Origin of the sequence: Priestia endophytica (genome assembly GCF_026790145.1) — a bacterium.
Lineage (GTDB): Bacteria > Bacillota > Bacilli > Bacillales > Bacillaceae_H > Bacillus_I > Bacillus_I endophytica_A.
Genome location: NZ_JALAMS010000001.1, coordinates 193,039 through 209,914 on the forward strand (window position 1 = coordinate 193,039; position 16,876 = coordinate 209,914).

General features: G+C 36.2%; 22 protein-coding genes, 1 tRNA gene and 1 pseudogene. 15 read left to right on the plus strand and 9 right to left on the minus strand.

The features are described from left to right. Window positions 1-102: 102 nt before the first annotated feature. The 3 genes from fabI to MOC86_RS01025 all read left to right on the plus strand — a co-directional run bounded on the left by fabI (window position 103) and on the right by MOC86_RS01025 (window position 1,875). Entirely contained in the window at window positions 103-882 is a 780-nt protein-coding gene (gene fabI / locus MOC86_RS01015; RefSeq protein WP_268582360.1) for an enoyl-ACP reductase FabI, read from the plus strand. Window positions 883-1,026: 144 nt separating this feature from the next. Further along, a complete protein-coding gene (locus tag MOC86_RS01020; RefSeq protein ID WP_268582361.1) occupies window positions 1,027-1,482 on the plus strand; it encodes a CotO family spore coat protein in 456 nt (151 codons plus the stop codon). A gap of 57 nt (window positions 1,483-1,539) precedes the next feature. Continuing rightward, complete coding sequence (locus tag MOC86_RS01025; protein WP_268582362.1) at window positions 1,540-1,875, plus strand: DUF1360 domain-containing protein; 336 nt, start codon at window positions 1,540-1,542, stop codon at window positions 1,873-1,875. Window positions 1,876-1,911: 36 nt separating this feature from the next. On the opposite strand, the gene MOC86_RS01030 is transcribed toward MOC86_RS01025, so the two are convergent. Then, entirely contained in the window at window positions 1,912-2,679 is a 768-nt protein-coding gene (locus tag MOC86_RS01030) for a hypothetical protein (RefSeq protein WP_268582363.1), read from the minus strand. A gap of 156 nt (window positions 2,680-2,835) precedes the next feature. Further along, window positions 2,836-3,558, minus strand: coding sequence for a hypothetical protein (locus MOC86_RS01035; protein WP_268582364.1), 723 nt, complete (start codon window positions 3,556-3,558; stop codon window positions 2,836-2,838). A gap of 269 nt (window positions 3,559-3,827) precedes the next feature. On the opposite strand from MOC86_RS01035, the gene MOC86_RS01040 reads away from it, so the two are divergent. The 5 genes and pseudogenes from MOC86_RS01040 (at window position 3,828) to MOC86_RS01060 (ending at window position 5,465) form a co-directional block, all read left to right on the plus strand. Then, window positions 3,828-4,289, plus strand: a complete 462-nt coding sequence (locus MOC86_RS01040) for a hypothetical protein (protein ID WP_268582365.1) — start codon at window positions 3,828-3,830, stop codon at window positions 4,287-4,289. A gap of 120 nt (window positions 4,290-4,409) precedes the next feature. Further along, window positions 4,410-4,559 carry a hypothetical protein gene (locus MOC86_RS01045; protein ID WP_268582366.1) on the plus strand — a complete coding sequence of 50 codons (150 nt, stop codon included), beginning with the start codon at window positions 4,410-4,412 and terminating at the stop codon, window positions 4,557-4,559. 85 nt (window positions 4,560-4,644) lie between these two features. Next, the gene (locus MOC86_RS01050) at window positions 4,645-4,839 is read left to right on the plus strand and encodes a hypothetical protein (protein ID WP_268582367.1); all 195 of its coding nucleotides are present in this window, start codon (window positions 4,645-4,647) and stop codon (window positions 4,837-4,839) included. A 154-nt stretch (window positions 4,840-4,993) separates the two neighbouring features. Then, window positions 4,994-5,074 (plus strand): annotated as a pseudogene (locus tag MOC86_RS27440) (YjcZ family sporulation protein); the annotation flags it as partial. A 136-nt stretch (window positions 5,075-5,210) separates the two neighbouring features. Next, window positions 5,211-5,465 (plus strand): stage VI sporulation protein F, encoded by a 255-nt coding sequence (locus MOC86_RS01060; RefSeq protein ID WP_019393801.1) that lies wholly within the window; start codon window positions 5,211-5,213, stop codon window positions 5,463-5,465. A 28-nt stretch (window positions 5,466-5,493) separates the two neighbouring features. Here the strand turns inward: MOC86_RS01060 and MOC86_RS01065 are convergent, their stop codons facing one another. Beyond that, window positions 5,494-7,767, minus strand: coding sequence for an ATP-dependent helicase (locus tag MOC86_RS01065; protein ID WP_268582369.1), 2,274 nt, complete (start codon window positions 7,765-7,767; stop codon window positions 5,494-5,496). 153 nt (window positions 7,768-7,920) lie between these two features. Between MOC86_RS01065 and MOC86_RS01070 the strand changes: the two genes are divergently transcribed. Then, window positions 7,921-8,154: a hypothetical protein gene (locus MOC86_RS01070; RefSeq protein ID WP_268582370.1), complete on the plus strand. Its 234-nt coding sequence runs from the start codon at window positions 7,921-7,923 to the stop codon at window positions 8,152-8,154. Between the two features lie 335 nt (window positions 8,155-8,489). Here the strand turns inward: MOC86_RS01070 and MOC86_RS01075 are convergent, their stop codons facing one another. Both MOC86_RS01075 and MOC86_RS01080 read right to left on the minus strand, forming a co-directional pair. Further along, the gene (locus MOC86_RS01075) at window positions 8,490-9,002 is read right to left on the minus strand and encodes a YjcG family protein (RefSeq protein ID WP_268582847.1); all 513 of its coding nucleotides are present in this window, start codon (window positions 9,000-9,002) and stop codon (window positions 8,490-8,492) included. Window positions 9,003-9,099: 97 nt separating this feature from the next. After that, window positions 9,100-9,825 (minus strand): alpha/beta hydrolase, encoded by a 726-nt coding sequence (locus tag MOC86_RS01080; RefSeq protein WP_268582371.1) that lies wholly within the window; start codon window positions 9,823-9,825, stop codon window positions 9,100-9,102. A gap of 176 nt (window positions 9,826-10,001) precedes the next feature. Here MOC86_RS01080 and MOC86_RS01085 point away from each other — a divergent pair, with 176 nt between their 5' ends. Further along, window positions 10,002-10,532 (plus strand): phosphatidylglycerophosphatase A, encoded by a 531-nt coding sequence (locus MOC86_RS01085; RefSeq protein ID WP_268582372.1) that lies wholly within the window; start codon window positions 10,002-10,004, stop codon window positions 10,530-10,532. A 39-nt stretch (window positions 10,533-10,571) separates the two neighbouring features. Here the strand turns inward: MOC86_RS01085 and MOC86_RS01090 are convergent, their stop codons facing one another. The 3 genes from MOC86_RS01090 to MOC86_RS01100 all read right to left on the minus strand — a co-directional run bounded on the left by MOC86_RS01090 (window position 10,572) and on the right by MOC86_RS01100 (window position 12,104). Continuing rightward, entirely contained in the window at window positions 10,572-11,042 is a 471-nt protein-coding gene (locus MOC86_RS01090; protein WP_268582373.1) for a GNAT family N-acetyltransferase, read from the minus strand. 70 nt (window positions 11,043-11,112) lie between these two features. Continuing rightward, the gene (locus tag MOC86_RS01095) at window positions 11,113-11,865 is read right to left on the minus strand and encodes an arylamine N-acetyltransferase family protein (protein ID WP_268582374.1); all 753 of its coding nucleotides are present in this window, start codon (window positions 11,863-11,865) and stop codon (window positions 11,113-11,115) included. A gap of 101 nt (window positions 11,866-11,966) precedes the next feature. Further along, window positions 11,967-12,104, minus strand: a complete 138-nt coding sequence (locus tag MOC86_RS01100; protein ID WP_268582375.1) for a hypothetical protein — start codon at window positions 12,102-12,104, stop codon at window positions 11,967-11,969. A 143-nt stretch (window positions 12,105-12,247) separates the two neighbouring features. Here MOC86_RS01100 and MOC86_RS01105 point away from each other — a divergent pair, with 143 nt between their 5' ends. Beyond that, on the plus strand, window positions 12,248-12,613 hold the full coding sequence (locus MOC86_RS01105) for a hypothetical protein (protein ID WP_268582376.1): 366 nt from the start codon (window positions 12,248-12,250) through the stop codon (window positions 12,611-12,613). A 123-nt stretch (window positions 12,614-12,736) separates the two neighbouring features. Next, a tRNA-Val gene (locus tag MOC86_RS01110) sits at window positions 12,737-12,808 on the plus strand. A 137-nt stretch (window positions 12,809-12,945) separates the two neighbouring features. On the opposite strand, the gene MOC86_RS01115 is transcribed toward MOC86_RS01110, so the two are convergent. Next, complete coding sequence (locus MOC86_RS01115) at window positions 12,946-13,248, minus strand: MTH1187 family thiamine-binding protein (protein ID WP_268582377.1); 303 nt, start codon at window positions 13,246-13,248, stop codon at window positions 12,946-12,948. Between the two features lie 269 nt (window positions 13,249-13,517). On the opposite strand from MOC86_RS01115, the gene MOC86_RS01120 reads away from it, so the two are divergent. The 3 genes from MOC86_RS01120 (at window position 13,518) to MOC86_RS01130 (ending at window position 16,876) form a co-directional block, all read left to right on the plus strand. Next, window positions 13,518-14,177 (plus strand): HAD family hydrolase, encoded by a 660-nt coding sequence (locus tag MOC86_RS01120; RefSeq protein WP_268582378.1) that lies wholly within the window; start codon window positions 13,518-13,520, stop codon window positions 14,175-14,177. 517 nt (window positions 14,178-14,694) lie between these two features. Continuing rightward, window positions 14,695-15,795, plus strand: a complete 1,101-nt coding sequence (locus MOC86_RS01125; RefSeq protein WP_268582379.1) for an amidohydrolase/deacetylase family metallohydrolase — start codon at window positions 14,695-14,697, stop codon at window positions 15,793-15,795. Then, window positions 15,773-16,876, plus strand: coding sequence for a DgaE family pyridoxal phosphate-dependent ammonia lyase (locus tag MOC86_RS01130; protein WP_268582380.1), 1,104 nt, complete (start codon window positions 15,773-15,775; stop codon window positions 16,874-16,876). The genes MOC86_RS01125 and MOC86_RS01130 overlap by 23 nt, the downstream gene beginning before the upstream one ends.

Below are 16,876 nucleotides of genomic sequence, written 5' to 3' on the forward strand. Positions count from 1 at the left end.
TTTTTTGATAAGCATTTGTTGAGAAGTGATAATGTGGTATACTGAAGATGATATTAGTACCTGATACTAATACTAACAATAAAAATGTGAGGAGAATCTTCAATGAAAAGTTTATCCTTAGAAGGCCGTACATACGTAGTGATGGGGGTTGCTAATAAACGAAGCATTGCTTGGGCTATTGCACGTTCTTTACACGAAGCAGGTGCTCGCCTAGTTTTTACATATGCAGGAGAACGTCTTGAAAAGAATGTTCAAGACTTAGCTTCTTCTTTAGAAGGAGCAAATTCACTTGTATTACCTTGTGATGTAACAAATGACGAGGAAGTTGAAAAATGTTTTGCACAAATTAAAGAAGAAGTTGGAACAATTCACGGAATTGCTCACTGTATCGCATTTGCAAACAAAGAAGAGTTACAAGGTGAATACATGAACACAACGCGCGAGGGATTCCTGCTTGCGCATAACATTAGTTCTTATTCATTAACAGCTGTTGCAAAAGCAAGCAAAGATCTCATGACAGAGGGTGGCAGCATTGTTACACTAACTTATTTAGGTGGAGAACGCGTTGTCCAAAACTACAATGTAATGGGCGTTGCCAAAGCTTCTCTTGATGCAAGTGTGAAATATTTGGCATCTGATCTTGGTCAGCATGGAATTCGCGTAAATGCTGTTTCAGCAGGTCCAATTCGCACGCTTTCTGCAAAAGGAATTAGCGATTTCAACTCTATTTTAAAAGATATTGAAGAGCGTTCACCACTTCGTCGCACAACAAACCCTGAAGAAGTTGGGGATACAGCATTATTCTTATTCAGCGACCTTGCACGCGGAATTACTGGAGAAACAATTCACGTTGATTCTGGTTTCCATAGCATGGCACGATAACTAAAAAATCAGCTTTTCATTATGAAAAGCTGATTTTTTTTTATGTTTTTTAGAGAAACGAACAAACTTTGCTCCCTTACAGCATACATTTTTAAAAGAATGTCGCAATTTTAAGTGAACGTCAGCATGGAAGGGGAGAAGAGTTTGAAAAAGTTTAATAATGAAGGGGAAAACACGCCGCTTATGTATATTGTCCAACCAGAGACGATAGAAAAGCCAAAGCGATCGATGCAATCTGTGTACCAAAACTCATTTTTTAAGAAAGTGAAGAAAACAAGAGATGAACGTCAAAAAGTAGCATCGCTTTCAAAAGCGCTTGAAGTAGTCCAAAATCCTTTAGCAGAAAAAGAAAAAGAAAAAGAGAAAAAAGAAAATAAAATGTTTCAGAAGATGAGTATTGAGGAAAAAGCGGCTTTTTTAGCTGATTTTCCACCACACCTCTCACAGCCTGTTTGCCAAGTAGAAACAAAAGAACGAACTTATAGTGGCACAATTGTGAAAGTAGAAGATGAGACTCTTTACATGATTAATCCAGCTAAAACAGAACAAACTGTTGTTCCTACAAGTGGGGTAAAAGATATTACCATTTTAAAAATATAGGAATCTTAATTGAGCTAAACACAATGTCTAGACTATGAAAGGAAGGCAAAAACTTTTATGACGTGGATGACTTTGCTACTGCTCGTTCTTGCTACATTTCGTCTAACACGACTCATTGTTTTTGATAAGATTACCTCCTTTATTCGTCGTCCCTTTCATGAAATTGTAGAAGAAACACTTGAAGATGGTTCTGTAACTACGTATATAAAAATGAAAGGAACAGGTCTGAGAAGGTGGATTGGGGAACTGTTAAGCTGTTATTGGTGCACAGGAATGTGGTGTGCTATTGGTCTTTATGTACTTTATTCAATATATCCAGATATTTCATTTCCGTTTCTCTTTGTGCTTGCGATTGCAGGTGTAGCTGGAATTATTGAATCCTTTGTAGAATAAAAAACAAGGTGTGGTCTTGAACCACACCTTGTTTTTCTAAGATGAGAAGTTGAATATCGCCTTATTTAAGAAGGGAACACCTTCTTTGAACTCAGCTGTGTATGCATATCCTTCTAAAATAAAAGACGAAAGACTAGAACTAAGAGTTAGTTGAAAAGAATCAAAGGTAACAGATTCTCCTGGAGGAATTTCATGCGTTTTTAAAGGTTTCAACCAATACTCTCCATTTTTTTGAACGCGTTCTTTCCAATCCTTTACAGCGTATTCCCATCCTTCTGAGTTTTGTTCTGAAAGACCAGGTTCTTCTTTATGAGATGAATCTCGAATTTTCCCGCTTATAATACACTTTGGTTCACTTACTTTTAAACATAAAAGGGGAGCGTGGACTGTATCCTCCGTTTCATTTTTAATAACAGCATTTCCAATGAGTGTTACATCTTCTTCTTCTCCGGCCGGAATAATTGATGAGTACATAAAATAACATTTCAAAGTTGCGAGAGTGGCTTTAGGAGAAGAGAGAATTCTTTCTGCCTGCAAGCGTTCATTAATCATTTTTTGTTCAGAAAGCTCATTTTTTAATAGAGAAAGTTCTTTTTTTAAGACTTCTGTCTGTCCGTCGTCTAATGAATGAATAGGTGGAATATATTTCTTTTTCCAAAATGCTACATTTGCTCGTTCTGTTTCAAGATCTTGCTCGTACTTTTTTATTGTATGTTCCAATCGATCAATTTCAGATTTATAGTGAATAAGTTTCTGTTGTAACTGTATAGATTGATTAGAAGATGAAGCTGTTTTTTTACCCATCGTTTTACCTCCTCTTTTTATATGTATGAAGATACGAAGATAGATTTGTCAATATTCTAAAAAACTCTCTGCTTTATAAGAAAAAGGCAATTGGAGGGGGCCAATCGCCTGTTGACACATCACTTATTGAGGAAAGAGAGGAGAAAAAATCTCCTCTTATTCATATAGAGAGTAGCCAGGGAAAATCTCTGGGCACTGTGGCGGAGCCTGTTTTACAGGGCAAGATCCGTTTGTAACAATGTCGATATCTGGACGTGGATCACAGAACTTTCCTTCAACTTCAATTTTTACATATGCTTCCATTTGGATGTCTAAGCAAAGTGTTAAGCATACATCAAGCTGTTGGAAGCAGTTATGTGGGTTGCTGATAATTGATGCGTGACAGTCAGCAAACGTAACATGACCTACAAGTTCTGTTCCTTCTGGAGCGCATAAGAAGAATGTTTGAATTGTTGCAAAAGGCTGTGGAGCTGAGTAGCAAAGATCTCCATCTTCATCCAGAATACGAACAACATAATAACCTCTTACAAGTACTTTAACTCTTTGAAGTGTTACACACTCTCCATCTGGAAGTGTAACTGTTACTTCAGGACGACCGCCTGATTGAATAATTTCTGTAATTTCTAATCCTTCTTCGCAGTTGTAGTCAACTGGATTACCAGAAGAATCTGTAATCATACAAGATGCTTCACAAGTTTCTGATAAGAAATCAAGTTCATACGGATCTGTATCTCCTGGTAAGTCGAAATGAAAATCAAAGTCTAAGTTGTCAAATCCATGTTTCCCCATATGACAAGAAACAGGTAATTCAATTTCGCGATTAACCCAATCGTAGACTTTTGGCACGCGGATGCATAGTCTCTCTTTAATAGGTTCCATCGTTTTACCTCCTATAAATAATTGTCCTCGCTCTCATCCCTGAAACACGTTTAGGACTAATACATAGTATGAAGAATGCTCTGTTATGTTCCTTAACGATAGCGGAATTTCGTGGGTAAAAGCGGAATTATTTGCTCAGTGACAGCATATTCATAAATGACAAAAGTGTTAGTGTTCTTTTGAAATTATTTTAGATTTTTCGTCAAGATGGATAAATGTTCTGTGCGCTTATATGAGAGTTCATCAAAGACAGCAAGGAGTGTATGACAGTGTCTCAAACAAAACCAACATATGAACAGCTAAAAGGCTATCTACAGCGAATGAGGGCAGAGCTTGAATTTTATAAAAGTGAATACAATAAGAATCGTTTGAAAACGTTGAACTTACATGATATTGAAGAAGAATTAGCGGAGCAGTGGCTTGAGGAAAAAGAGCAAATTATGCTTGAAAAAGAGCAAATTATACTTGAAAAAGAAAAATGGCGTGAAAGAGCCGAGGAACTAAGTGAAAAAATTGAAATGGTTGAAAAAGAGAAAGAAGAAGAACTTCTTAAACGTCAAAAAGAAGAAACAGCTAAGCTGAAAGAGCAAGTTGCTATTCTAGAAAAGAAAGTGCACGATCAGAAGCCTGCTGACCAATCTTCTAATGTAAAGAACTATGATAATGATTGGTTTATGCGTAATTTAAAAGAGCAAAATTTCTATAAAGAGAAGCGAAGACCAAGAAAATAAGGTAAACATCCTATCAACAGAGAACGTCTTGAAGAATATAGTAAAGAGAGAGTTTCATATTGTTTTTCATACTCGTGCTAGTAAACGAAAGCATGACAGTAGAAAAGAGGTGAATTAAACATGCAATATCCTCAATATCCTCAAAACGGTCATGTCTATTATCCTTCATCACATAAGCATCTGCAAAAGAAACCCAAGCTTTATGCAAACAAACAACAAGTTAAAGACTGTGGATGTGGAAAGAAGTTAAAAGTAGATCCAAAACGTTAATCACGAGATTATACGAAAGAAAGGGCAATGTATTATTGCCCTTTTTTCTTTTGATGAATAAAGATGAAAGTGTGAGGTGAAAGGAATGAGTGATTTCTTAGAGGAGCTTGAAACTTTTTTTGAGAACTTCCATAGTAACAAAATGGAGAAAGAAGAAGAGCAAATACAGAAACTAGAAAGATATGTAGAGAAGATGGAACACGAGAAAAAAATGCATGACATTGAAAAAAGTGAAGAAGCGTTTGGGAAATATGAGATGAATGATCCTTTTGGAAAATAAAAAAAGAAAAACGACATGCGCCCATACCAAATGTACTCCTTCAACATATCGTGTTAAGGAATAAGGAAAGAGGAGGTGTAAAGATATGGGCTTTGGATATGGTGGTTACGGTTGTGGCGGCTATAGTTACGGCGGTGGCGGCTACGGTTATGGTGGCGGCTACGGTGGCGGCTTTGCGCTAATCGTTGTATTGTTCATTCTATTAATTATCGTTGGTGCTGCTTTTTGTCACTAAACAGAACTTTGGAACACTTCCCTCCTAAACAATACTGTATGTTAAAGAGTGCGAGTAAACTTTTACTCGCACTTTCTTTTTCACCAATTCTTCTTTAATTTCATACGATATATTACTGTGATAAGGAGGTATCATGATGGATAACAATCTCTTTAAAAACATTGAAAAGAAAACAGGCGTAAATATGAAAGACGTATTTGAACTTGCTAACTCTGTGCAAGGAGCAAACTTCAAAGATGAAAAAACAGTACGCAATCTTGTGCGCCGCGTTTCACAAATTGCAAACAAACCTGTACCAAAAGAAAAAGAAGATAAAATTGTTAAAGCGATTACAGATAACGGTCAATCACTTGATTTTGGAACAATCGCGAAAATGATTAATAAAAAATAAAACCCCATCTTAAAGATGGGGTTCTTTTTTAAAATAAACCTTTGAGGAAGCGGGATGGATGGGCTTTCTTTCCTCTACGGTGTTCTGGTATCGACAGAAAAAGAGATTGTTTAGCTCGTGTCATCGCTACATAAAGAAGTCTTCTTTCTTCTTCAAGGGGGGCCTCGTCCCCATTTCGATAGGCATCAAGAGCATAGTCATGAGGGAGAGCTCCATCAACAACTCCTAATATATATACATGGTTATATTCAAGGCCTTTTGCACGGTGAATAGTTGTAAGTGTAATCGAAGAAGGAAATGTTTTGCTAAGTTTCTTCATTTCTTCATTCATTGCTTTCATGTGATCAGCATGTTCTATAAATTGTTTTACAGTGTTAAATTTTCTCGCTACAATTTTTAAATCCCGAATATCATCAGAACCTTTTTCAATAGCATTTCCTTCATTGCCACGCTTTTTTACAAACTGATTAAAGCCCATTTCTTTTTCAATAATATCAATTGCTCCAAGAGGAGAACGATTTTTTAATGTCGAAAACAGTGGAACAAGCTTCATAAGCTTTCGTTTTTGAAAACTTTGAAGGTTTGTTAAATGGCCAAGCGCTTCTACATATGAACAATCATGCAAAATGCTCAATGCTTTTACATCATTCAAAGCAGAAGCTTTTAAAAATAAAGCAGGTAAAAGTTGCCCTAAAGCTTCCTGGTCGTTCTCATTTATACTCAATCGTAAGAAGGCAAGCATTGCTTTGATCATACGTCTGTTATAGAAAGAATCTGCACCATAATCAATTGAAAAAGGTAAATTAGAAGATGACAGTCGCTCAAAGAGAGCTCTTGACATCGTATGTGTGCGATATAGAATGGCAAAATCACTAGGATCTGCTCCCTGTTCAATCTTTTCTTTAATATCCGTTACGATCATTGTTGCTTCTTCTTCTTCATCATAAGGAGAAAAGGAGAGCGGAGTGAACTCATTTTCAAACTGAGCGCGCATTTTTTTAGTATAGCGATCTTTGTTTCGCTTAATAACCGCATTTGCTCCGTCCACAATAGCATGACTTGAACGATAGTTTTCACTAAGTGTAACAATCTGGGTGTCGTCATTGTCATTGCTAAAGTTTCGAATAAAACTTGGATTGCTTCCACGAAACGCATAAATGGATTGATCATCATCGCCAACAACACAGATATTTTGAGATTTTGCACTTAAAAGCTTCATGATTTCGTATTGCACAAGATTAATATCTTGAAATTCATCAACTAGAAAGTAGTGAAAACGGTCTTGATAATAAGCACGAATTTCTTCATTTTCTTTTAAAAGCTCATAGCAACCTAGAAGCATGTCATCAAAATCAAACATTCCTTGCTCTATTCGCATTTCTTCATAGCGTCTGTAAAGATATTGAACATCTTTTTCCCATTGATTCTCAGGCTTAACATCACTCGGTAAGATGAGGGTGTTTTTCCAATAGCTTATTTCGTTTAAAGCTTGGTCAAAAGGAAACTGTTCTTCTTCAATATCAAGCTCTCGTGCTGCTGTTTTTACAAACTTTTCGCGCTGCCATTCCCACTTCATTAGACGGTCATTTCGCCACTCTTGTGGCTTATGATAGCTTAATATTCTGTAAAAAATGCTGTGAAATGTTCCAACTACCATCTTTCCTATCATGGAGGACTGAATCCCCTCATATGAACGAAGACGCTCTTTCATCTCTTGAGCTGCTTTTGTTGTAAAAGTTACAAGCATAATGGAAGAGGGATCTACTTTCTTCTCCACGAGCAGGTAGGCAGCACGCGCTGTGAGAACTCGTGTTTTTCCACTTCCAGCTCCAGCCAAAACAAGCAATGGCCCCTCTGTCTTTTTTACTGCTTCTTCCTGCTGTATATCAAGAGACAACCCAGCATAATTAATAACCGTGCCTCTCCGTGTTTTGAAGGAACTTTGAGAAACAAGCGCTTTTGTTTTTGTAAAAGGCACATCAACAGTTGCTGTATTGCCACTAATTGCTCTACTTGTAGGTAAGCGAAATCCAGCACTTTCACGGTAGGCAGGTTTTGTTTCTTTTACAACCTTTTTTTGCGCCTTTTCTTCTATGCTTTTTATGCATTCAGGACGTTCATAAGGTTTTAAAGCATGATAAAAATAAGGTTTTTTTTCCATCCCTATATAAAGCTTTACACTTTCATGACAGTGAGCGCATGTAACGAGTCCACGCTGACTTTCTTGATACAAAGATTGATAAAGCTCTCTTTTCATTGTTGAAAGTGAAATCATTTCATTTTGATAAATGGCTTGATTCATGAAATAGTCTCCTCACTTTGCACTTATCTAAACATTATAATCAAACTTCATCATATCAGAATGGAAAGGAGAACGAAAGAATAACAGTATTTTGAGAGGATTAGAAGGAAACAAATGAAGGCAAATAATAGGAAATAATAGGAGGGAGAAAGAGTGGGATATATTTTACCAATTGAAAATTACACGTACCTTCAATACATTAATAGAACAGTAAAAGGTTATAAGGGCGGAGCAGTGCATAAAATAGTTCCAACACAAGCTTTATACGGAAGTAATGAAAGATTTCAAAAAGAAGAAATAGAAATGAGAAGGCAAAAGAATATGCAAATAAAAAAGACGATAAGTGAAATAACTGGAAAAGGAAAGTTCTTTAACGATCTTGTGTAAAGAGGGGAACTTCAAATTCACTTTAAAGAATATTTAAGGAAAATATTTACTTTTTATAGTAACTAATACTTGTAATTAACATCGAAAACATATTATCATATAGGGTGTTACTAGTAACATGACATTTTGTGGAATTTAAGATGTAGTTTGATAAGAGTAAGGAGATTTTGCAATGAAAAGCGTACATAATCTTTTTTATTATTTTGTTCAGAGTTTTAAAGTTTCAGCAGCATTGTTTGTTTTTGTAGGAGCTCTTTTTATGTTTAAAATTAAAAAAGCACGGTAGAATCCTTGTAAGATTAGGGATTCTACCGTGCCTTCTTTTTTAATTGATGTTATTCATGTCCAAAACGAAATGTTTCATAAACCGTCCATGAACCATTATCAAGTTGGTAAAGAAGATGAAAACGATCAATAACTTCTTTATGATTAATATCAACAAGTTTAAGTTGACTGTATACATCAAGATGTTCATCATCTGATAGGTTTTGCCCAATTGTAATGTGAGGAATATAGGAATATTCTACTTCTTGAGCAAGAGGTCCGCTATGAAGGTGCTCATATAGCGTTTTTAAATCATCATTTTTTTCAACTTTTAAATAAACTGTATTATTTGCAGGAGAAAAAGAACTAACTTTAGTGACATTAATAGTGATTGGCTTGAGTTTATGAGCGATATCACGAAATGTAGGAATTAACGTCTCAATCTCATCATTAGACGTTTCAAATTGTTCTTTAACTGTAATATGTGGCGGGATTAGAGCATATCTAGAATCATAGCGTTTTCGATAAGAGTTTGCAGTATCCTGTAATTTTTTTGATGGAAATAAAACAACTCCGTATTTCATCATACAGTCCCTCCTTAAATTGTATAAAGATGCAGTTTCTTGTTAATTATAGCAAATTTCTGAAAAACATTATATTCTCAAAAGTATGGTAGTTAACTTAACATAACATTTTTCTTAAAGCGCGAGGTATATCTTTCTGCCAATATCTCCACGTATGATTTCCTTCCATCTCTTCATAAAAGTAAGAAAATCCTTTTGTAGTAAGAAGTTGATAAAGTTCTCTGTTAGGTGTTAGGAAGTCAGCAATTTTCTTGTCCGTTGTCTTAACTTCTGTCTCCTGAAGACCAATTGTATGATAAATATGTAAGGCATTTGGAGAAGCAAAGTCTGCAACTTTATTTAGAAGCGTTTCATTCACAAGCGGTGACTGAGCCACAACTTTATTAAATGTGTGAGGATATTGAAGTGCTGTTAATAACGAAACTGTTCCACCTAACGAATCTCCAATAAGTGTTCTTGTTCCTCCCATTTTATGAGTTGGAAGAAGGTCGTCTAAATAAGAAAGGAGTTCATGAGCTAAAAATCGAACGTATTGTTCAACTTTTTCCCCGTCAGGATGATACATTTTGCGTCGCTCATCTACTGATTTATAAGGAATACCTACTGCAATTGTTGGTTCAATTTCCTCTTCCTCAGACAATTCATCAAGCGCCCGTGATAGCTTTCCAAACATAAAATAATCTTTCCCATCTTGAGCAATTAATAAGGAATATTTATAAAGTGGAGAATATGTTTTTGGAAGATATAAAAGCAGCGTCATTTCTTCCTGAAGTTCTTCACTATAAAACGTTAGTTCCTCAATCTTTCCAGGGCGATAATCCATTAAAAATCCTCCAAACTTGAAAGCGTTACCTTTATTTTATCACAGGAAAAGCAGCGGGGGAAAGCGGTGTGTGCTGTTTTTCGTTTGTCCTTCTGTCGTATTCTTTTCACTCTCTTTTTCACATGATACAATAAAAAAGAACACCTTACTGCGTTCATAAGAGGAGGAACTACATAGTGGAAAAAAAACCTTTTGTTTCAAGCAAAGAAATTACAGAAGCAACCTTCAATTTATTAAAAGAACGTGGCGTCACTGTTGTGGATATAGCCAAAATTGTTTTTGAAATGCAAAAGCCCTACAATGATAAGCTAACAATCGAAGAATGCGTTACAAGTGTTGAAAGAGTCCTTACAAAAAGAGAAATTCAGCATGCTATCCTTGTTGGAGTTGAGCTTGATAAGCTTGCTGAAAAGGGGATGTTATCAGAGCCGCTTCAAACGATTGTAGAACAAGATGAGGGGCTGTTTGGCGTTGATGAAACAATTGCTTTTGGTGCCACATTAACATATGGAAGTATTGGTGTTACAACATTTGGTCATCTTGATAAGTGTAAAATTGGTATTATTAATAAACTTGATACAGATAAAAAGAGAGGCGTTAATACGTTTCTTGATGATCTTGTCGCAAGCGTTGCGGCAAGTGCAGCAAGTCGTCTTGCTCATAAACAACGTGATTTGCTTGAAGAAGAACAAGAAAGAGTTAATTAATAAAAAGATCATCCTAATTTTGTTAGGATGATCTTTTTATTAATGGAGTTCATAAGCCATTAATTTTCCAATCTCTTTCATGCCAAGGCGGTTATAAAAAGCAACAGCATTTTGATTAAATGACCATACATTAAGATGAATTGTCTTTGCTTTATTTTGTATAGCCCATTTCTTTACTTCCTCAAACAGTTTACGTCCAATGCCGCTCTTTTGATGAGAAGTATCAACGCCCAAGTAGTACATATAAGCAGCACGCGAACTAGAACGTCCAATTCCAGAACTAGTTGCCGTAAGTTCAGTTATTGAATATCCAATAAGTTTTCCATGCTCTTCAGCCACCAGTATGTGAAAGTTAGAACCATGAATCATTGTTTGATAATCAGGGTAGGGGATGACTGTCCGCGATATTGAAAAAAGCTCTGGAAGTGCGTTAGCATGCATGCGCTGTGACTCAAATAAAAGCGTGTTTAGGGCTCTAAAGTCCCTAAGTGTTGCTTTTCGAAAGTTCATAACTGTCTCCTCTCCATGTTCATCCCAAGATAAAACAGTATATGAGCAAAAGCCAAATAGGGTGTTAAGTTTATAAAGAAGAGGAAGGAATATGAAAGTAAGTTTGTAAAATATGAAAAAACTGATCTTCTTTGAATGTTTTTTTTGTTTTGGTTTCTTCATGCGCGATTGTTAGCGTATTGTCAGAGAGTGTTACACGTCCTCTTGGCGTAGCGATTGTTACAATTCTGCGACCTGTAAAAGGAGAAATAGGAGACGTTTGAGTAAAAATACAGGCCTCTTTAAAGGAATCTGTAGCTTTTTCTTCTGTAGAAAAGAGATATTTTGTTATCCATTTTCCATTCAGCTTTTTTTGTAAGCAAAATTGGTGTTGAGATTGGAAAATTCGGTGTGTTCCACTAACGTCACGGACCATTTCACCTGAAAGAGGTAGAGGCTGACGCACTGAATCTCCAAATCCAACATCAACAAGATATTCTTTTCCATTAAGAAGAACGAGCGTTGTAGCATGGCTTTCTTCTCTAAATGCTTTCCCTTGTTCATCTTGAACAGTAGCGCTAAGAAGTTTTGCTTGAAATCCGATTTCTTGTAAAAAAGCACAAAAGAGACTGTTTAGCTCATAGCAAAACCCACCACGATTTTTCTCAATGATTTTATGAAAAAGAACATCTTCATTTAACACAATCTCTTTTTTATAGACAACATCTAAATTTTCAAACGGAATATGAAAAAGATGCTGTTGTTGTAAATAAGTTAGATAAACGAGCGTGCGCTCTTGTTTAAATACGGCATGAATTCTCTCTAAATAGCGTTCAATATTCATACAAAAGCCCCCTTTTGTTAACAGCCGTTCTTTTATAAGAATATCAAATACTGACTAATTTTGTCATATAAAAAAGGAACAGAGAAGGGCTCTGTTCCTTTTTATCTCTTTTCTTCATAGGCAATCAATACAATATGCTCATTTAAAGAAGAAGCAATTTCTTGTTCAAGCTGCTGAATCTTTTCAAGATGCTCTTCTGATAATTCTGCAACTGGGTAACCTTCATAGTTTTTGTCCATTTTAATCCCTCGTTTTCTAAAGTAAGAAAGCCATTTATTAGAATATCCGAGGTGCTAATTTTTATCCGGAATTTTTTGTATAAAAATAAGGAAACTGTACAGTCTATGAAATGGATAAACATAACAACATGGAGGTTTTTACAATGAAAAAAGGGCTTTTAATTCTCGCGGCATCTCTACTCGCAAGTTTTGGCCTTACTGCTTGTAACAATGGCGGAAATGACGATAATAACCAGCAGGAAGAAAACGATGTGACCGATGATAATGGCACAGACAATGAGAATAATGATGAAAACATGGATGAGAACATGGATAATGAAGATATGAATAATGAAGATACGAACATCACAGATGACAATACAGACAATGATAATGATGGTAATACAAATGATGTAGACGACAATGACAATGTTGACGATGATGCAAATATTAATGACGACGGTGCTGATAACAATGATGATCCAAATTACAGCGGTGACGAGAATAAAAAAGAAGATAATAACAAGTAAGAAAAAAAGGCTGACTAATAATCAGCCCTTTTTCTTTTTCGGACTGCTTCCTACTTTATGAGCGACTTATAAAAAGGTTGACAATAAAGGAAGCAATCCATAGAATTAAGACTATACTATGTTGATCTGATAGTTCAGCGGGAGAACACTACCTTGACAGGGTAGGGGTCGGGGGTTCGAATCCCTCTCAGGTCATTACAAAAAGCGTATTCTCAAATTGAGAATACGCTTTTTTATTATGAGAAAGAAAACCTAGAATAGGCTCAAGGTTCCAAAAAGCCTTTAGGCTATGAATGTCTTTCTTCTATATCATTAAATTGAAGAAGAAACATCTATTGAGAAGCTTCTTTCACTGCCCTCATTTGATGACTAATATTCATGTCTTTGTCTGAACGTTCTTCAATTCTAAGGTTCGTTACGACACGGTTAGCGTTCTGCTTTAGCGAATGTTTATGAATATCCTTAGCTACTTCCATTACCTGATCGATCTCACCTTCAATTACCGTAGATGATGGGCCAATGTGATAGTTTAAGCCCTTGTCTTTAATTAACTTAACTGCATCTGTGACATACTCCTTATAACTTGTGCTTTCTGTTCCAACAGGGGTGACACTTATTTCAAGTAATGTGGTCATTTCTTGTTCCTCCTTTTCTTCTCGACTGTTATTCATTCTTTTACCGATTTTGGACTGAATGAAACATGTTAAAAGAACAGGGGAATACAGGGGATTGATCCTTTTTTTTAAAGCAGTCTATTTTGTTTGCTATTATCAATAAGGAATTTACTCAATCATCTTTTTAACGTCACATGAGCATACCTTTTAGAGTATTTACGACTATGGTATTGTTAAAGGAGGTCGTCTAGGCAAATTATGATGAATAGGTCAGCAAGGGGGAATAGAAAATGGGAAAATTAGCTGTCATCTTTGATATGGATGGTGTCATTATTGATAGTGAACCAATTTACCGGAGTTGGAACAAGGATGTATTCAAGAAACTGAAGATTCAGGTGGACGAGGAGACCCAACTTAGTTTTGTGGGAGGAACAGCTAAAAGAAAGTGGACAATATTAAAAGACAAATATTTATTATCGCCAAGTGTAGAAGAGCTGATTTGTTTGCAAAATGAGATATTCTCACAGAAAGAATGGGCTTTTAAATCATTGTTATTTCCTGAAGTTTTGCCACTTTTACAAGAGTTAAAAGAACACAGTATTCCTACTGCATTAGCCTCTTCCTCTAATAAGAAAAAAATATCAGATGTATTAGACCAATGTGAATTAAGATCCTATTTTGATGAGGTGATAAGTGGAGAAGACTTCGAAAGAGGGAAGCCAGATCCAGATATCTTTCTCCATGCTGCTGAAAAACTTGGAGTTCCAACATCAAATTGTGTAGTTATAGAGGATTCGTACAATGGTTTAACAGCTGCTAAAAGAGCTGGTATGCATTGCGTTGGCGTTAGGCATAAAGAAATTTATATGAATTTATCACAGGCAGATAGGACTGTAGGTTCCTTAGGTGAGATACATATAGAAGACTTAAAAGAGCTTTCTAAAAGGTGAGAGTTACAAAATAACATTCACCATTAAAAAAAGCGTAAGGTGCCAATATGACAAAGATAAGCCAGCTAAAAGGTTGTTCTGCAGCCTTATGAAGGGATTGTCTAAACCTGAGAGCCCTTGGCGTCTAGATGTAAACACAAAACGAAGCTCAAAAACTTATATTTCTTATATTTTGAAAAAGGACGGTGATTTCTTAAAATCACTGTCCTTTTTCGTGTATTCCTTTATGAAAGGAGAGTGGAATTAACATCGGTATGGAATTTCCGTTCTAAGGAAAGCTATTGTAAAGGGCCTTCGTTCCTTCTTGATAAGGAGGTTTGAGTATGCTGTCCTATTGGTGAAATTAATCAAACTTAATAAAATGTACTCCTTCACGGAATAAAATGGTATAACAAACATTATAACGTTATATTTACTTTGTTGATTTTCTATGCTAATCTAAATGTGTGAAAAAGAAATATGAATGTAACTCATTCTGAAAACGTATTCAAATAGATTTGAAGAAAAGGTGAAATGAATGAAAAAGCGATTCGTATTACGTAACGTGAAACGTGTGAGTGGAGAGGCAATTGATATCGTTATCAAAGACGGTAAAATTGCTGAAGTGACAAAGGCTGGGAATGGACATGGACAGCTAGTATTTGACTACTCAGGTGTGTACGTATCAAGTGGTTGGATTGATTTACATGTCCACGCATTTCCTGAGTTTGATCCATATGGTGATGAAATTGATGAAATAGGTGTGAAACAAGGTGTAACAACAATTGTTGATGCTGGAAGTTGTGGGGCAGACCGAATTGCTGATTTGGTTGCGAGCAGAGAACAAGCCAAAACAAACTTGTTTGCTTTTCTGAATATCTCCCGAATTGGCTTAAAACGTGTTGATGAGTTATCAAATATGGAATGGATAGATAAAGAGAAGGTCATACAGGCTGCTAAAAAGTATCAAGATGTCATTGTTGGACTAAAGGCGCGTATTAGCAGCAGTGTTGTCCGTGATAGTGGGGTTGAACCATTGCGTGTTGCAAGAACAATTTCTCACAAAACATCTTTGCCATTAATGGTTCACATCGGTTCTGCACCGCCACGTATTGAAGAGGTTATCCCACTCTTAGAAAGAAATGACGTTATTACTCACTATCTTAATGGGAAAGAAAATAACCTTTTCAGTGATAAAGGAGAACCACTTCAAGTGTTAATTGATGCAATTGAACGTGGTGTACATTTGGATGTGGGGCATGGGACAGCAAGCTTTTCGTTTAAGGTTGCTGAAGCCGCAAAACAACATCATATCGGTTTGAATACAATTAGCACAGACATCTACCGTGGAAATCGTTTAAATGGTCCCGTATATAGTATGGCAAATGTTCTCTCGAAATTTCTTTACCTCGGATACTCACTTGAAGAGGTGATCGCAGCAGTGACTACCCATGCGGCCAACTGGCTTAAAAAACCAGAACTTGGGCGAATTAAAGTTGGAGACATTGCAAACTTAACGCTATTTACAGTTCAAAATAATCCGATTACATTGATTGATTCTGAAGAAGACAAGCGTGTAGCAGAAAGAACAATAGAAACAAAAGGAGTTGTTGCAAATGGTGAACTCATTGAATGCTAAATATGGACTTAAACGTGTAATTAATGCAAGTGGACGAATGAGTATCCTTGGCGTGTCGGCCCCAACAGATACAGTCATGGATGCAATGAAACAAGGCGGACAAAATTATGTAGAGATTGCCGATTTAGTTGATAAAGCAGGTGATCATATCGCAAGAATTCTCGATTCAGAGGCGGCTGTTGTTGTTAATTCAGCATCAAGTGGAATTGCTCTTTCTGTTGCAGCACTTGTGACTCAAGGAAATCGCCGCAAAAGTGAACGTCTGCACCAAGAAGAGCTTTCTAAAAATGAAATCATCATGCTGAAAGGACATAATGTCCAATATGGAGCCCCTGTTGAAACGATGATTTATTTGGGCGGTGGCAAGTTAATTGAAGTGGGCTATGCTAATGAAGGTAAAGCAGAACATATCGAAGATGCTATTTCTGAAAACACAGCAGCCATTCTTTATGTGAAATCTCACCATGCTGTTCAAAAAAATATGATTTCAGTTGAAGAGTCATGGGAAGTTGCCAAGCGTAATGATGTTCCACTTATCGTGGATGCGGCAGCAGAAGAAGATATTCAAAAGTATGTGAAATACTCGGATCTTGCCATTTACAGTGGTTCAAAAGCTATTGAAGGACCAACTTCAGGAATTGTTGGTGGTAAGCGAAACTATATTGAATGGTTAAAAGTACAATTGCATTGTATTGGAAGAAGTATGAAAGTTGGTAAAGAAACCACCTTTGGTTTACTTCAAGCCCTTGATGAATACGGTGACAAAGAAGACAAAAGTGAACAAGAAAAAGAAACGTTACAAACGTTGATGTCATTAGAAGAAATTGAAGGTGTCCAAGTTACGATTGTTCAGGATGAAGCAGGTCGAGCTATATTCCGTGCTCGTATTCAAATTAATCCAGAACAAACAAACACAACAGCAAAAGAAGTTGTGAAAGGGTTGCGTGAAGGAGACATTGCCATTTACACACGTGATTATGGTGTAAGACAAGGTTATTTCGATATCGATCCACGTCCACTTCAAGGTGATGATATCCATGTGATTGAATCTCAAATACGTGAATTATTAGGAGGAAAATAA

Excerpts from the sequence above, each read along its gene's own strand:
- MOC86_RS01080 (WP_268582371.1), bottom strand. The coding sequence starts at position 9,825 with ATGGATTATCGCCCTGGAAAGATTGAGGAACTAACGTTTTATAGTGAA.
- MOC86_RS01065 (WP_268582369.1), bottom strand. The coding sequence starts at position 7,767 with ATGAATCAAGCCATTTATCAAAATGAAATGATTTCACTTTCAACAATG.
- MOC86_RS01100 (WP_268582375.1), bottom strand. The coding sequence starts at position 12,104 with ATGGACAAAAACTATGAAGGTTACCCAGTTGCAGAATTATCAGAAGAG.
- MOC86_RS01115 (WP_268582377.1), bottom strand. The coding sequence starts at position 13,248 with ATGACCACATTACTTGAAATAAGTGTCACCCCTGTTGGAACAGAAAGC.
- MOC86_RS01025 (WP_268582362.1), top strand. The coding sequence starts at position 1,540 with ATGACGTGGATGACTTTGCTACTGCTCGTTCTTGCTACATTTCGTCTA.
- MOC86_RS01120 (WP_268582378.1), top strand. The coding sequence starts at position 13,518 with ATGGGAAAATTAGCTGTCATCTTTGATATGGATGGTGTCATTATTGAT.
- MOC86_RS01105 (WP_268582376.1), top strand. The coding sequence starts at position 12,248 with ATGAAAAAAGGGCTTTTAATTCTCGCGGCATCTCTACTCGCAAGTTTT.
- MOC86_RS01035 (WP_268582364.1), bottom strand. The coding sequence starts at position 3,558 with ATGGAACCTATTAAAGAGAGACTATGCATCCGCGTGCCAAAAGTCTAC.
- MOC86_RS01090 (WP_268582373.1), bottom strand. The coding sequence starts at position 11,042 with ATGAACTTTCGAAAAGCAACACTTAGGGACTTTAGAGCCCTAAACACG.
- MOC86_RS01095 (WP_268582374.1), bottom strand. The coding sequence starts at position 11,865 with ATGAATATTGAACGCTATTTAGAGAGAATTCATGCCGTATTTAAACAA.
- MOC86_RS01130 (WP_268582380.1), top strand. The coding sequence starts at position 15,773 with ATGGTGAACTCATTGAATGCTAAATATGGACTTAAACGTGTAATTAAT.
- MOC86_RS01125 (WP_268582379.1), top strand. The coding sequence starts at position 14,695 with ATGAAAAAGCGATTCGTATTACGTAACGTGAAACGTGTGAGTGGAGAG.
- MOC86_RS01050 (WP_268582367.1), top strand. The coding sequence starts at position 4,645 with ATGAGTGATTTCTTAGAGGAGCTTGAAACTTTTTTTGAGAACTTCCAT.
- MOC86_RS01075 (WP_268582847.1), bottom strand. The coding sequence starts at position 9,002 with ATGAAATACGGAGTTGTTTTATTTCCATCAAAAAAATTACAGGATACT.
- MOC86_RS01030 (WP_268582363.1), bottom strand. The coding sequence starts at position 2,679 with ATGGGTAAAAAAACAGCTTCATCTTCTAATCAATCTATACAGTTACAA.
- fabI (WP_268582360.1), top strand. The coding sequence starts at position 103 with ATGAAAAGTTTATCCTTAGAAGGCCGTACATACGTAGTGATGGGGGTT.
- MOC86_RS01060 (WP_019393801.1), top strand. The coding sequence starts at position 5,211 with ATGGATAACAATCTCTTTAAAAACATTGAAAAGAAAACAGGCGTAAAT.
- MOC86_RS01045 (WP_268582366.1), top strand. The coding sequence starts at position 4,410 with ATGCAATATCCTCAATATCCTCAAAACGGTCATGTCTATTATCCTTCA.